Source organism: Arsenicibacter rosenii (genome assembly GCF_001870735.1).
Classification (GTDB): domain Bacteria; phylum Bacteroidota; class Bacteroidia; order Cytophagales; family Spirosomataceae; genus Arsenicibacter; species Arsenicibacter rosenii.
Genome location: NZ_MORL01000002.1, coordinates 211,430 through 225,197, shown reverse-complemented (window position 1 = coordinate 225,197; position 13,768 = coordinate 211,430). Strand labels below are relative to the sequence as shown.

The following is a 13,768-nucleotide window of genomic DNA, read 5'->3' as shown; positions in this document are numbered from 1 at the left end:
CTTGCAGCATGAGTACGAACAATCAACAATTACTCAAGGGTAGCCTGTCGGTCATCATCCTGAAGCTACTGGAAGACCGTGAGAAAATGTATGGTTATGAGATCACGCAGAAGGTGAAGGAGCTGACTGCGGGCGACATGACGATTACGGAGGGGGCACTGTATCCGGCTCTGCACAAGCTGGAAGCCGAAGGACTGCTGACAACGGAAACGCAGGTGGTTGAGGGACGGGTGCGGAAGTATTATTCCCTCACCAAAGACGGCCACAAGCAGGCGGCCTCGCGCATTTCGGAGCTGACGGCCTTTGTCGAAAACCTGCAGACGCTGCTGAACCTGAAACCTTCTTTTTAACCTGATGCCATGCTGACCACCGACCAACTCGCCGCCATTGACCGTCACCTGCGCAAGGACAACTGGCTGCTCAATGAAGACCTCATCGCCGAACTTACCGACCATTACGCCAACGCCATTACCGAGGCGATGGAGCAGGGCCAGTCGTTTGATAATGCCCTTGTTGGTATCCATCAATCCTTTGGCGGGCGGAGAGGGTTGCTGACAATGGAGGACGCTTTCATCAAAAACAGCTATACAGCAGCATGGCTGGCAGTGAAGCAGGCAGCCCGACTACTTTTATTGTCCCCTTACGTACTGCTGATTGGTCTAGTGGCCTACGGAATCCATACCGTACTCAGCACCTACCAGTTGAATGGCTTCCTGGCACTAATTGCTGTTCACTCGATTTTCTTTACGCTCATCGGCCTGCCGTTCTTCACCAAACTGAACTGGTGGGCTGGCCCTGCAAGTCAGTTAAAACGCAAACGTTCAGGTATTGAACGGGTTAGCAATATCGTATTGAGTATTGCCTTAAACATCCCTATTAATTGGCTAGCCATAAGTATCAACAGCGATTATACGCCTGCTATGACTCTCGGTACAACACTTCTCTTTACCCTGGCACTGATCGGATACCTGTTAGTCGCTATTATTTCATTTAGCAGGAATCCCATTCTACAATATCTGACGTCTAAACGCTGATTAACCCCGCTCTTTCGGATGTGAACATCCGAAAGCCCATAACCGCGGATTTGTCATCCGCCCTAAAAAACCAAACCGCCATGCTGACCAACGACCAACTCGCCGCCATTGACCGTCACCTGCGCAAGGACAACTGGCTGCTCAACGAAGACCTCATCGCCGAACTAACCGACCATTACGCCAACGCCATCACCGAAGCGGTGGCCAACGGACAGGCATTCGACAGTGCCCTCGCCAATGTCCATCATTCGTTTGGCGAACGGAAAGGATTGCTGTCCATGGAGGAGACGTACCAAACCGAAAAAGCGAAACACCTCGATACGATGGTGTGGCGCGAAGTCCGCCGCATGATGCAGGGCGACCGCTGGCCACTGGTACCGCTGACACTCTGCACGTTACTGGTACTGAATACCTTTGCCGGTGCATCCGAATACGTAGACGGCTTTTTTATGATTGCAATCTGGTATGTTGGCTTTACGATACTATCGGCGATGGTGACCGCCGCAATTTCCCTCCTGCGCCCTGCCACCATCAGTGTCACTGCCCCGACGCCCTCTTTTTTCGTCTTCGCCTACGGCCTCAGTCTGGCCCTGCTCGCTGTCAATAAATACTGGCTTTCAGGGCTATCGGTGTATAACGCCCGCGAAATCAGCCTGATGATCAATACCTTGTTACAAACCCTGTGTGTGGTGTATTACATCGCGATCATATTCACCATGCGCAAGTTCTTTTTCCCGAAAAAAGGCAGTACCCTGTCCACCCCAAAACACGGATAAAGGCCCCTCGCTGCTCTTTCGGATGTACACATCCGAAAGCCCCTAACCGCGGATTTGTAATCCGCCCTAAAAAACCAAACAACCATGCTGACCACCGACCAACTTAACACATTACGCTTCGACCTGCAGGCCCTTGCCAACATCGAATACAGCGAAATTCTCGATGAGCTGCTTGATCATTATGCAGCCCTGACGGAGCAGAAAATGGCCAATGGTCTGACCTTTGAAGACGCCAGCCGATGGGCATGGGCCGACATGGGCTCCGGCGAAGGCATTCAACGGTTGCAGGAGCAGTTCGTCAAGTCGCTCCGGCAACAGATTGCGGCCCGCCACAAAGCCATTGTTAAAAGCTACTTCCGCTGGCCAACCCTCGTTACGACCCTGCTGATTGCTGTTATGGCCTATCAGGCGGCGCTATTTATACCGGCGAAGTGGCTCGTCACCGCTATTTTCGGGTTAGGTGTACTGAGCTTTGTCGTACAGCTGTTCATCCGGAATAGTAGCAGAGGCCAGAATAGTGCACAGCGCAGGATTGCCGTTGAGTACCTGAACAAAACCGGCGCCACCTATCTGAATATCTTTCAGTTAATGCTCAATCTACCGGCTTTTCTGACAGATGACCGCGCACACCTCGTCCGGAATTTCCTGCAAAGCTATGCCAGTGCGGGAGCAGCCCTTGGTTTTATTGCCATCCTGTACACCGTCAGTTTTATCCAGCTTTCCTACGAACGGTTTAGCTATAAGGTCGCTTAACTCCTACGCAAACAGTAGTTTACCGGCAAAAACGCGTTTACGGAATAAACCTAAACCCGCTTTCGCCGTGCAATCCGAAGTACCTGTAACCAGTATCCAAACCGGCATCCGGCCCGCTCCCACTACCTTTTCGGGACAGCTCCGTCACCTCGGTCCGGGCTTTATCCTGTCGGCCGCTATCGTCGGTTCCGGCGAGCTGATTGCCACCACCGCACTCGGGGCCAAAGCCGGCTTCGTCACGTTCTGGGTGATTCTGGTCAGCTGCTTTGTTAAAGTGGCGCTCCAGCTCGAATTCGGCAAAAACGCCATTTATACCGGCCTCACCACCATGCAGTCGCTGAACCGGCTGGCGGGCTGGCGCATCGGCGGCATCCACAGCACCATCTGGATCTGGCTATCGCTGCAAACACTGAAACTTCTGCAAATGGGCGGTATCGTCGGCGGAGTCGCGCTGGTGCTGCACATGGCCATGCCGGCCATCTCAGTCAACGTCTGGGCAGTGTTATCGGCGGCATCGGCGGCCATTCTTGTGTTTGGCGGGCGCTACGGCTGGGTCGAAAAAGGCTCTTTGGTCATGATCATCCTCTTCACAGCCATGATTCTGCTGTCGCTGCTGTTGCTGCAATATACCACCTATGCCATCACGGGCGACCAACTGGCCGAAGGGCTCACCTTCAGGCTCCCGCCCGCCGCCGTCGGGGTAGCCATCGGTGCCTTCGGCATTACGGGCGTCGGGGGCGACGAGATCATGTACTACAATTACTGGTGTATTGAAAAAGGCTATGCGCGCTATACCGGCCCTTACGAAGACACACCGGTCTGGACCGAACGCGCTAAAGGCTGGATTCGGGTCATGACCCTCGACGCGCTCTGTTCCATGGTGGTATACACCACCGTTACGGCAGCCTTTTACCTGCTCGGGGCATCGCTGCTGCACGAAAGCGGCCAGGTACCCGACGGCTATGCCATGGTCGAAACGCTGTCGCGGCTTTTCACGGTCACGCTGGGTCCGGGTGCAAAAATCATGTTTTTGATTGGCGCTTTTTTTGTGTTGTACTCAACGCTGTTCACCGCTACAGCCAGCTGGGCACGTATTTTCGGAGACGCCTTCGGGCAAATCGGCTGGATGGCGTACCACGACGAGGTCACCCGCAAAAAAACCATTGCGACCCTGGCCTGGGCCTTTCCGGCGGTGTGGTGCCTGCTGTTTCTGTTCATCAAACTGCCCGTCCTGATGATTCTGCTCGGCGGAGCGGCTACCTCGGTGCTGTTGCTGGTCGTGGCATGGGCCGCCTGGCAGTTCCGCTACCGGCAGCTGCCCGCCAACCTCAACCCTTCGTTTGGCTACAACCTCTGGTTCTGGGCCAGCCTCACCGCCATTCTCGCCGTCAGTATCTACGGGGCCTGTTCGCTCTGACAGCCATCTATTAATCAATCGTACAGACGCAATATATTGCGTCTCATCGCATAAAAAAGTGGTGGCACGACTCCAAGTCGTGCCACCACTATACACTGAGCCGTAAGATATTGCGGCTTTACTCTTCGTCGGTAAACATATAGCCGACACCCTTCAGGGTCCGGATGTAGGTTTCGCCGAGTTTTTCGCGGAGTTTGCGGATGTGTACATCGACCGTCCGTTCGAGGACGTAGATGTCGGCACCCCAGATTTTCTGGAGCAGTTCTTCACGGCTGAACACCTTGTTCGGATGCTGGGCCAGGAAGAAAATCAGTTCAAATTCTTTTTTCGGCAAAATCACTGAGCGGCCGTCCGGCAGGTTCACCGAGTAGTTTTTGCGGTTGATCGTCAGTCCGGCAATTTCGACGCGGTCGCCCGGGTCTGCCTTCTGGGCTTCACGCCGGAAAAGCGCATTAATGCGGCTCATCAGCGCACGCGGCTTAATCGGTTTGGTGATGTAGTCGTCGGCACCGATTTCGAAGGCCGCTACTTCTGAATATTCTTCCGAACGGGCCGTCAGATACAAAATAAATGCCTGCCGCATTTCCGGAATATCCCGCATCTGACGGCCAGCCTCGATACCGTCCATTTGCGGCATCATAATATCCAACAGAACCAGTTCGGGAAAATACGTTTTCGCCACTTCGAGCGCTTTACGCCCATCGTTGGCCGTCCGAACGTCATACCCTTCTTTTGTCAGGTTGTATTCCAGCAACTCAACAATATCGGTATCGTCGTCAACGACCAGCACGCGATGTGGCTGTTGAGAAGCCTTGGTTGCACTCATCATCTAGCAGTTTGCTTTTGTAGTGACCCGAAATTACATGGCTTCCTGCGTATGTTACGAATCAGGAAGCGATTCTTAACAATTATTTAACGACCCGTCCGCCCATAAGTCCCTGAATGGCAACGCCTTTATAAGGCCGTCTCCTATCGTTTCGGCCGTATCAGGAACAGTTTTCCCTTTTCATTGGCCATCACCAGTTCCGTCGGCGACACGTAGCAAATCGCCTCTGTTTGCCCGCGCGGAATCCGCAGACAGGCCAGTGGTTGTTTAAAGGTAAGCACATCTGACGTGATCCCAAACAGGAAAACTTTCCCGTAGCTTACCAGGGCAAACTGCTTTCCGTCGGGGCTTATGGCACCACCGGTTACCATACTCTTCAGGTAAACCGAATCCTGTGTGCTTACCTCGTATGTTCCCGCTCCGGCAGGCATACGATACATACGCACAAACTTCCCGGACCGGTTTTTTGAAAACACATACAGGTTGCCGTTAAAACAGATCAGTGCTTCGCTATCACGGTTATGCCGTTGCGGATCGGCGGGCTTTTCCGAATCTGCATAGCGAAACGTGATCCGGTCCGGTGCAGACGCTCCGTGCAGCGGTTGCCGGTAAATGGTCAGCCGTTCGCGGGAACCGGCATTATTGCCGATGTCGCCGATAAAAACGGTCGTAGCGTCCTGTGCGGCAATGTCTTCCCAATCGGTATTGGTAGCCCCGGCGACCACCAGAGAATCTACCAGTTGCCCGTTGTCGGTCACGCCATACAATACCGGCCGGCCACCGCTGTCGTTATGTGCCCAGAACAGCCGCCGGCCCGTGGCCGGGTCAATCCCTCTGTATACAATTCCTGAACATTCGTTCACGGCATTTGTTAGTTGTCCGATACGGCTTACTTCATAGAAAGACCGCTGCCGGGTAAAGCCGCTCTGTTTCACCTCCGTTTTACAGGAACAAAGCGCCACTTTCATCGTAAATAAAAAAATCAAAAAGGAGTGCATACGAAAGCGCTATACTTGTATTATGGATTCTCGTTCACCGGAAGTACAGCTTCCCTTTTACGCTAAACTAGCCTTTGTGCTCATCTCAATCGTGATTATTGTGTATGGGCTCTATATGCTGCAGGACGTTATTGTTCCGCTTGTTTTTTCGATTCTGTTATCGGTGTTGCTCTTTCCGCTCTGCATCCGGCTCGAACGAATCGGCGTACCACGGGTGGTTGCCATCATCATCTGTCTGGTGCTGGCGCTGGCCGTTGTCTATGGGCTGGGCTCCCTGGTCTATGGCCAGATTGGTGAGTTCGCGCAGGAAGCGCCCAAAATTATACAGCGCGGCAACGACCTGCTGAACAAACTCCAGACTTATGCCACGCGTAATTTCAACATTGACCGCCAGCGGCAGGTTTCTGAAGTCCGGAAATACCTCAATAACTCCGTAGCGCAGGCCGGGACCATTCTGACATCCACCTTGCTGGCCACCACCAATACCTTGTCGACCATCTCGCTGATGCCGTTGTACATCTTCTTTTTTCTGTTGTACCGCGACTTTTTCCGGTCGTTTTTCTACAAGGTTTTCGGCCACACACGCCGTGCAAAAATAGACACGGTCTTCCACCGCATCTATACCGTTGTAAAAGATTACATGGCCGGATTGGTGCTGGTGATCATGATTGTCGGCACCCTCAATACGGTCGGCCTGTTGATCCTCGGTGTCGATTATGCCGTTTTCTTCGGCTTCTTCGGGGCAGTGCTCATCCTGATTCCGTATTTCGGCATTGCCATCGGGTCGGTGCTGCCGTCGCTGTTTACACTCGTCACCAATGATAATCCGCTGGTTGCCCTTGGTGTTATCGGCGTGTTCCTGTTTGTGCAGGTACTCGAAGGCAATTTTATTACACCTTATATCGTCGGTTCTAAAGTGAGCATCAATCCGCTGGCCGCCATTATCGTCCTGATTTTATGGGGCCAGTTATGGGGACTGACCGGCCTGATCCTGGCCTTACCGATGACCGCCATAATCAAGGTTATTTTCGATTCCATTGAGCCGCTGAAGCCCTACGGTTTCCTGCTTGGGGAGGCCGAAAAGCCAAGACCGCCGATCAAAAACATCGAAGAACTGGCCGAGCAGCTACCCAAACGGGTCCGTAATATTGGCAAGGTTGAAGAGAAAGACTAAGTTTCAAACGACGATGCCACGCTGTTAATCAGGCGTGGCATCGTCGTTTATCAGCATCCCCGGACGCCTAAAAGTCAAGCGGGTCAAAGTTTTTAAAATGCCCGTTCATCCGGATTCGCTGCTTTGTTTCTTCCATATCGGCAATCACCGGCGTAACCCGTTTCAGGTGCTCAATGAGAAATAACTGTCGCTCGCTTTCATCCGCAATCGTGAGCAATTCATATTCCTGCTCCAGCGAACATCCGATTTTGTGGGCAATCCGGAAGGAGAAATCAGGTTGTTCCGGATCAAAATCAACGGCCGTCTGCAAGAGTTGGTATAGTCGCCGCAGATGTTCCATTAACTCCTGCACATGCGCGCCGATACTATTTCCTGCCGGCAACATTTCGACATCGCCACCCGCATACAGCTTGCCCGGTACCGGATTCACAAAATCAAGCAGCCGGAACACACCAACGCCTTTGGTTTTGATATCCATCCGGCCGTCATCGTACCGTTTAGCCAGGGCGGTAATGTGCATTTCTGTACCACACCCCGGCATCTTGTTACCGATAAACGCCGGAATCCCGAAGGTCTTCTCTTCTTCCAGACACTCGTTGACCAATTGCCGGTAACGGGGCTCAAAAATATGTAGGTTCAGATCTTCGCCGGGGTAGGCGATCAGATTCAACGGAAACAAAGGTAAGGTCTTTTTCATACGCTTCTCATAACTGATACCGGCTCTCCGTGAACCTTACATAAACTTCGTTTTTACTGCGGAATCGCTTTTTCAACAGCAATACCGACGCTTAATACCTCAGGCAGCGGATCCTGCCGCATGTATTGTTTAATCCGGATGGTATACTTTCCGGGCTTTGGAAACCGGTATTTGCTTTTTATAAGTACTTTATGGTCAAACAGATCACCTAAGCCTTCGCCCCGGGGTTCACCCGTTTTCGGATCCATAAGCAGCAGCTCGTCCAGCCGGGATTCGATCAGCTTACCCTTATCATCGGTCAGATAGCGCGTCAGATACAGGTTATAATAGGGGTAGGACAAGCTGTTCCGCAGATTGTAATAGATATTGTACGGGATAGACGCATCATCAATTGTGAAGTCAAACCTCGGTTCATTCTTCACATACCAGGCGCCGTCATCAATATCTTCATAGGCATTGTATACGGTATTCGGGTCACATCCAGTCAACAGCGTGCTGATAACTGCCAGTCCCCCCAATACTTTTTTCATCGTCATGATCATAAAGCGTAATACAGTGTTAGTCAAATACCTCTACGGCTGACTAACGGATAACAAAGGTACCCGTTTTAAACGTTTTTTGATTATTTCTGATTGTCTGGCATCATAAAAACAAATACAGCAAGCCAGCTTTTGTCCTCTTACCGTCTCCTCAGAATACCATCCGATAAAAGCGGTGACCAAAACGACAAAAATAGTTTGTAAACGAAACAAATAGTTTTACTTTCGTCTCACTAATTATCCGAATCAACTATGGAGAAGCTAACGGCGAAAGAAGAGGAGGTAATGCAGGTACTGTGGAAACTCGATCACACGTTTGTGAAAGACATGCTGCCCTACTTTACAGACCCTCCGCTGCATTACAATACGGTTTCGACAATTGTCCGGAATCTGGAAGAAAAGGGGTATGTCGGACACCGTGCCTACGGCAACACGCACCAGTATTACCCCATCATCAGCAAGGAGGATTATCAGAACCGGTTTGTGCTGAAAAAAGTGGTAACCGACTATTTCGACAATTCCTATAAAAATCTGGTAAGCTATTTTGCCCAAAACGAAAAGATTTCGGCCGATGAACTCCGCGAGATTTTAAAGATGATCGAAAAACGAGACTAATCACACACCATGAATCCTTTAGCCTACCTCCTGCAAATCAGCCTATTGCTGATTACGTTTAGTCTGGGCTATTACGTGCTGCTCCGGAACCTGACCTTTTTCCAGACCAACCGTCTGCTGCTGTGGGCGGGTTTGGGAGCAGCCCTTTTACTCCCGCTGATTGACTTACCGGATATCCGGCCGGCGCCAGTCCGGAACGCGATCAAAAAAACAACGGCGGTATTTACAACGCAGCAATCCCGGTATTCGCCGGCAGATGCGCCGGTGATCATTACCTATCCTAACCAGCAAAGCTACCGTGTGCGGCTAAGCCGGCCGGTTACGGAAACATTGCCATGGCTCACCGGCCTGGCGGCGCTTTACGGCATTGTGACGCTGGTGCTGCTGCTCCGGCTGGCGCTTCAGCTGCGATCGCTCAGCCGCCTTATTGACCGGTCTCCACACGAAGAATATGACGATTTTACGCTTGTTATCTCCCCCCAAACCACATCGCCGTTTTCGTTTTTCAAATGGGTTGTTCTGAATCCGGCGCATCACTCACCGTTTGAACAGGAACACATTCTAAGGCACGAGCGGGTCCATGTCCGGCAATGGCATAGTGTCGATACACTGGCGGCGGAGGTGCTATGCATTCTTTTCTGGTTTAACCCGGCCATCTGGCTCTTCAAGAGGCTTGTTCACCAAACCCTCGAATACCTTGCCGACCGGGCAGTTCTGGCCGAAGGTGTCGATGCCCGTGCCTACCAGTTTCATCTGGTCAAGGCCACGCTGGGAGGCGTACCGCTGATGGTGGCCAATAACTTCAGCCAGTCAGACCTGAAAAGCCGGATCAGCATGATTAACCGCACGCAATCCGAACGATGGAGCGAAGCATGGCGGTACGGCCTGTTTATCGGGCTGGGTATCCTGTCGTTCTGGGCTTGCCAGCGAACCGATAACGATCAGAACAAACCACTAAAGAATGCCATTCCGGCCACCAATCCCACGCGGGGACTGGTGGTGGAATTAGAGCAGACAAAGCACTGGTCAACCATTTTTACGTTCTATAAAGTCAAACCTGCTGCCGATAAACTCCTTAATCAGCTGACTACCACAGTGGCTCCTTCCCTTAACTCCTCAAAACCGGTAAATCAACCGGAGCCGGTGGTTGTTGGCATGAAAGACAACCACTTACTGGTTTTGCCGAAACATGAATTTGATACCCGCTACTTTATCAACGGGAAAGAAGCCGGCAAGGAAGCTGTCAACCGGCTTGCCTATAATCAGGTAAAAGAGCTGTTTGTTATGCAGCAAATAGAAAATCCGGATCTTTCTGACAAGTACAAGGCTGATCCTCAATCCTTTCGTCTACTGATAGAAACCAGTGAAAATGCTTTACCTTCTACCCATGAGCGTCAGGCGTATGCCAATATGCTGACAGCAGCGGCTCTCACTGATAATATTTACGGCAAATCGTTTATGTATACGATGAACTCCCTGCTGGAAGCCATGTTTTTTCACAATAAAAAGACGTTGGTCGAACGGAGAAAAGACGATTACCTGAAGGTACTGGATGAGGCAAAGTCTGATGTATACATTACCATCAACGGGCTGGAAGCGACCCCGAACGATGTAGAAACCGTGCATGTCCGCGAAGTATTGCGGGTATACACGCGCGAACAACCCTACTATGACTGGATGCGGGCCGACGAAAGCCGGATTCCACGTTTTGAACTCCATATTCAGACGGAACCCAAACGCGCCCAACGTGACAGCAGTTATTACGTATTCAGTCCGTTTTACCAGGGAGACTTTTAGCCACGGAGTAACACGGAGTTCGCGCACGGAGTAGCACAGAGAAGCCATATAAACTGTGTTACTCCGTACCTGAACTTTGTGCTACTCTGTGGTTATCCCTGATCAATCCGGACGAGAGCACGGCCCTGCATGCCGCCCTGCAGAATTTTCTGAAGACTGTCGGGAACGGCTTCCAGACCGATTTCGTGGCAGAGCGACGGCAGGTCAGCCGGTTTCAGATCCGTGGCCATCCGCTCCCAGATGGCCGCCCGTTCTGCCAGCGGAAACTCCACCGAATCAATGCCGACCAGCTGAATGCCCCGCAGAATAAACGGAAAAACGGTGATCGGCAGATCGCCGCCGCTAACCATACCGCAACAGGTAACCGTACCGCCATAGTTTGTGCTTTTGATCACATTAGCCAGCATCACGCCCCCAACAGTATCTACGGCGCCCGCAAAACGGGTCTTCAGCAAGGCTTTGCCCGACGCTTCTTCGAGCTCCGACCGCGGAATCACCTCGGTTGCCCCAAGGCGTTTCAGAAACGGTGTGGCCGATGTCTTCCCGCTGACAGCCACCACCGGATAGCCCTGTTTGGCCAGCATGGCAATCGCAATTGAGCCGACGCCGCCGGTTGAGCCGGTCACCACAACCGGGCCTTTATCAGGCGTAACGCCGTTGCGCTGAAGGGCAGCAACGCTCAGTGCCGCTGTAAAACCAGCCGTTCCGTACATCATGCTCTCGGCTAAGGTCAGGTTTTCGGGACGCCGGACAAGCCACTGCGCCGGTACACGAATGTACTGCGATAAGCCGCCGCTGGTGTTCATGCCCAGGTCGAACCCTGTAACAATTACCGCCTCTCCGGACCGCCAACCGGGATGGTTCGACCGCTCAATAATACCGGCCGCATCGACACCGGGCGTGTGCGGATAATGCCGCGTTACACCACGGTTTCCGGAAGCCGACAGAGCATCCTTAAAATTCAGGGACGAATAATGAACCCGGATGAGCACGTCTCCCTGCGGTAACTGCGACGTATTCCGGGTAGTGAGTGTCGTTTCATATTTCCCCCGCTCTACTTCCGTAATCAACAAACAGTCAAAGTCTTTTTCCATCTTAAAACGCATTAAAAAGGGACAAACTACAAAAAGCTAAACAACTGATTATGTGACTATAAAATTCATTTACATATGTATTTCCCAAAAAATCTTTTATCAGCTTAATTGGTATCAACACCTCGGTCAAGATTAAAAAACGGTCTTCGTCCCAACTTTTTTCAGGTTTATTCAGCGCTCATATTGATTTAAAGAAAGATATCGGCAAGAGCATATTAAAACCCGGTTAAATTCGCCGTTTTCTAAACGTTTCTTTCATACAATTAAGGCGCTTTTAATGTGTCCGCATATGTCGGATTTTATATTTGTGCACTGACGATGTATGTTTTCAGACCAATCTGCTCACACCTGCGATACATCGTCTACAGGCTGCCGTAGGGCTGCGTATAAAAATAAACCCAACATCCGGTACTTTTCTATGAAACCGACAAATGAATTACCAAAGGACGGGCTGGCTGGCTTAGCCCAAAACGGCGTTACGGATGCACTTTCCGGTTTCTCTGTATTCCTGCTGGCCTTACCGTTGAGCCTTGGGATTGCTAAAGCGTCCGAATTTCCGCCTTTGATGGGTTTAGTAACCGCTATCATCGGCGGCATTCTGGTCAGCCTGATAGCTGGCTCCCGTCTGACGATTAAAGGACCGGCAGCCGGTCTGATTGTAATTGTTGCCGGTGCCGTAACGGAGTTTGGCGGCGGCGAGCAAGGCTGGCATCTGGCCTTAGGCGTCATGCTGGTTGGTAGTCTGATTCAGATTCTTTTCGGTGTTTTTAAACTTGGCAAACTGGCCGACATTTTTCCGCTGTCGGCCGTGCATGGCATGTTGGCGGCAATCGGCCTGATTATCATCGCCAAACAAGTTCACGTATTGTTAGATATTGACCCTGCCGTCACCAAAGGCAAAGGACCGCTGGAACTGCTGGGCATGATTCCCGCCAGCATTACCCACCTCGATCCGAAAGCCACGTTTGTGGGCCTCGTCAGTCTAGGTATTATGCTGCTCTGGCCTTACCTGCGTAACGACTCCTTTCTGAAAAAAGTCCCCGCCCCTCTGGTTGTACTGGCCTTTTCGATTCCGGCCGAGCTGGTACTTGACTTTCAGCACACCGAACCGACTTACGCCCTCGTACACATCGGTAACCTGATGGACAGCGTAAAGGTGAACGTTGACTTTGGTGGCCTGAGTCAGACGGGTATTTTTGTAAAATACGTAATTATGGTGGCACTGGTAGGCAGTCTCGAATCCTTGCTGACGGTTAAAGCCATTGATATGCTGGACCCCTACCGCCGGAAGTCAGACATGAACCGCGACCTGATTGCGGTTGGTATCGGCAACACGCTGGCGGCGGTTCTGGGCGGTTTGCCCATGATTTCGGAGGTGGCGCGGAGTTCGGCCAACGTAGCCAACGGGGCCAAAACACGGTGGGCTAATTTCTTCCACGGGTTCTGGATGCTGGTTTTCGTGCTGGTAGCCTCACAGTGGATTGAACTGATTCCGAATACGGCCCTGGCAGCCATGCTCATTACGGTTGGTATCCGCCTGACCCATCCGAAAGAATTCATCCACACGTTTAAAATCGGCAAGGAGCAACTGCTGATTTTCCTGGTAACCATTGTCTTGACGCTGGCTGAAGACCTGTTGGTAGGCATTGCCGCCGGTATGGCCGTGAAAATTATCATTAACCTGATCAACGGAAAACCGGCATCGGCCATGTTTAAGGCGCCGATTGACGTATCCTTTACCGAAAAATCGTATCTGGTACGTATCAGTAAAGCGGCTGTGTTTACCAATTATCTCGGCATTAAGCAGACATTAGCAGCTATTCCGGAGGGGTTAAACGTAACGATTGACCTCCAGAATACCCGCCTGATCGATCATACGGTGATGGAGAACCTGGAGCATTTCAAACATGATTATGAAATCAATGGCGGGACCGTTGAGCTGGTCGGCCTCGACGGACACGTGCCGGTATCGTCGCATCAGCTTGCCGCCCGTAAGAAAAAGGGCGACGCCGTTGTGGCCTGATTTTGTGTGAATACCAACCGTCCCC

General features: G+C 51.7%; 14 protein-coding genes. 9 read left to right on the top strand and 5 right to left on the bottom strand.

Annotated features, from left to right (window positions below; genetic code table 11):
• The first annotated feature begins 8 nt into the window (after window positions 1-8).
• The 5 genes from BLX24_RS04900 (at window position 9) to BLX24_RS04880 (ending at window position 3,980) form a co-directional block, all read left to right on the top strand.
• Window positions 9-350 (top strand): PadR family transcriptional regulator, encoded by a 342-nt coding sequence (locus BLX24_RS04900; RefSeq protein WP_071502312.1) that lies wholly within the window; start codon window positions 9-11, stop codon window positions 348-350.
• 9 nt (window positions 351-359) lie between these two features.
• Window positions 360-1,034, top strand: a complete 675-nt coding sequence (locus tag BLX24_RS04895; protein ID WP_071501972.1) for a hypothetical protein — start codon at window positions 360-362, stop codon at window positions 1,032-1,034.
• Between the two features lie 80 nt (window positions 1,035-1,114).
• Window positions 1,115-1,810: a hypothetical protein gene (locus BLX24_RS04890; RefSeq protein ID WP_071501971.1), complete on the top strand. Its 696-nt coding sequence runs from the start codon at window positions 1,115-1,117 to the stop codon at window positions 1,808-1,810.
• An 84-nt stretch (window positions 1,811-1,894) separates the two neighbouring features.
• On the top strand, window positions 1,895-2,563 hold the full coding sequence (locus BLX24_RS04885) for a hypothetical protein (RefSeq protein WP_071501970.1): 669 nt from the start codon (window positions 1,895-1,897) through the stop codon (window positions 2,561-2,563).
• Window positions 2,564-2,630: 67 nt separating this feature from the next.
• Complete coding sequence (locus BLX24_RS04880; RefSeq protein ID WP_229201703.1) at window positions 2,631-3,980, top strand: Nramp family divalent metal transporter; 1,350 nt, start codon at window positions 2,631-2,633, stop codon at window positions 3,978-3,980.
• 118 nt (window positions 3,981-4,098) lie between these two features.
• On the opposite strand, the gene BLX24_RS04875 is transcribed toward BLX24_RS04880, so the two are convergent.
• The gene (locus BLX24_RS04875; protein ID WP_071501969.1) at window positions 4,099-4,806 is read right to left on the bottom strand and encodes a response regulator transcription factor; all 708 of its coding nucleotides are present in this window, start codon (window positions 4,804-4,806) and stop codon (window positions 4,099-4,101) included.
• A gap of 143 nt (window positions 4,807-4,949) precedes the next feature.
• Window positions 4,950-5,804 carry a TolB-like translocation protein gene (locus BLX24_RS04870; protein WP_071501968.1) on the bottom strand — a complete coding sequence of 285 codons (855 nt, stop codon included), beginning with the start codon at window positions 5,802-5,804 and terminating at the stop codon, window positions 4,950-4,952.
• 22 nt (window positions 5,805-5,826) lie between these two features.
• Between BLX24_RS04870 and BLX24_RS04865 the strand changes: the two genes are divergently transcribed.
• Window positions 5,827-6,978 carry an AI-2E family transporter gene (locus tag BLX24_RS04865; RefSeq protein ID WP_071501967.1) on the top strand — a complete coding sequence of 384 codons (1,152 nt, stop codon included), beginning with the start codon at window positions 5,827-5,829 and terminating at the stop codon, window positions 6,976-6,978.
• Window positions 6,979-7,045: 67 nt separating this feature from the next.
• On the opposite strand, the gene BLX24_RS04860 is transcribed toward BLX24_RS04865, so the two are convergent.
• Complete coding sequence (locus BLX24_RS04860; RefSeq protein WP_071501966.1) at window positions 7,046-7,675, bottom strand: LON peptidase substrate-binding domain-containing protein; 630 nt, start codon at window positions 7,673-7,675, stop codon at window positions 7,046-7,048.
• A 53-nt stretch (window positions 7,676-7,728) separates the two neighbouring features.
• The gene (locus BLX24_RS04855; RefSeq protein ID WP_071502310.1) at window positions 7,729-8,205 is read right to left on the bottom strand and encodes a gliding motility lipoprotein GldH; all 477 of its coding nucleotides are present in this window, start codon (window positions 8,203-8,205) and stop codon (window positions 7,729-7,731) included.
• 261 nt (window positions 8,206-8,466) lie between these two features.
• On the opposite strand from BLX24_RS04855, the gene BLX24_RS04850 reads away from it, so the two are divergent.
• Entirely contained in the window at window positions 8,467-8,829 is a 363-nt protein-coding gene (locus BLX24_RS04850) for a BlaI/MecI/CopY family transcriptional regulator (protein ID WP_071501965.1), read from the top strand.
• A 9-nt stretch (window positions 8,830-8,838) separates the two neighbouring features.
• Window positions 8,839-10,626, top strand: coding sequence for a M56 family metallopeptidase (locus BLX24_RS31595; RefSeq protein ID WP_083421806.1), 1,788 nt, complete (start codon window positions 8,839-8,841; stop codon window positions 10,624-10,626).
• 92 nt (window positions 10,627-10,718) lie between these two features.
• Here BLX24_RS31595 and BLX24_RS04840 read toward each other — a convergent pair whose 3' ends face one another.
• The gene (locus BLX24_RS04840; RefSeq protein ID WP_071501964.1) at window positions 10,719-11,720 is read right to left on the bottom strand and encodes a YhdH/YhfP family quinone oxidoreductase; all 1,002 of its coding nucleotides are present in this window, start codon (window positions 11,718-11,720) and stop codon (window positions 10,719-10,721) included.
• 418 nt (window positions 11,721-12,138) lie between these two features.
• Here BLX24_RS04840 and BLX24_RS04835 point away from each other — a divergent pair, with 418 nt between their 5' ends.
• Window positions 12,139-13,743: a SulP family inorganic anion transporter gene (locus BLX24_RS04835; RefSeq protein WP_071501963.1), complete on the top strand. Its 1,605-nt coding sequence runs from the start codon at window positions 12,139-12,141 to the stop codon at window positions 13,741-13,743.
• The last annotated feature ends 25 nt before the right edge of the window (window positions 13,744-13,768 follow it).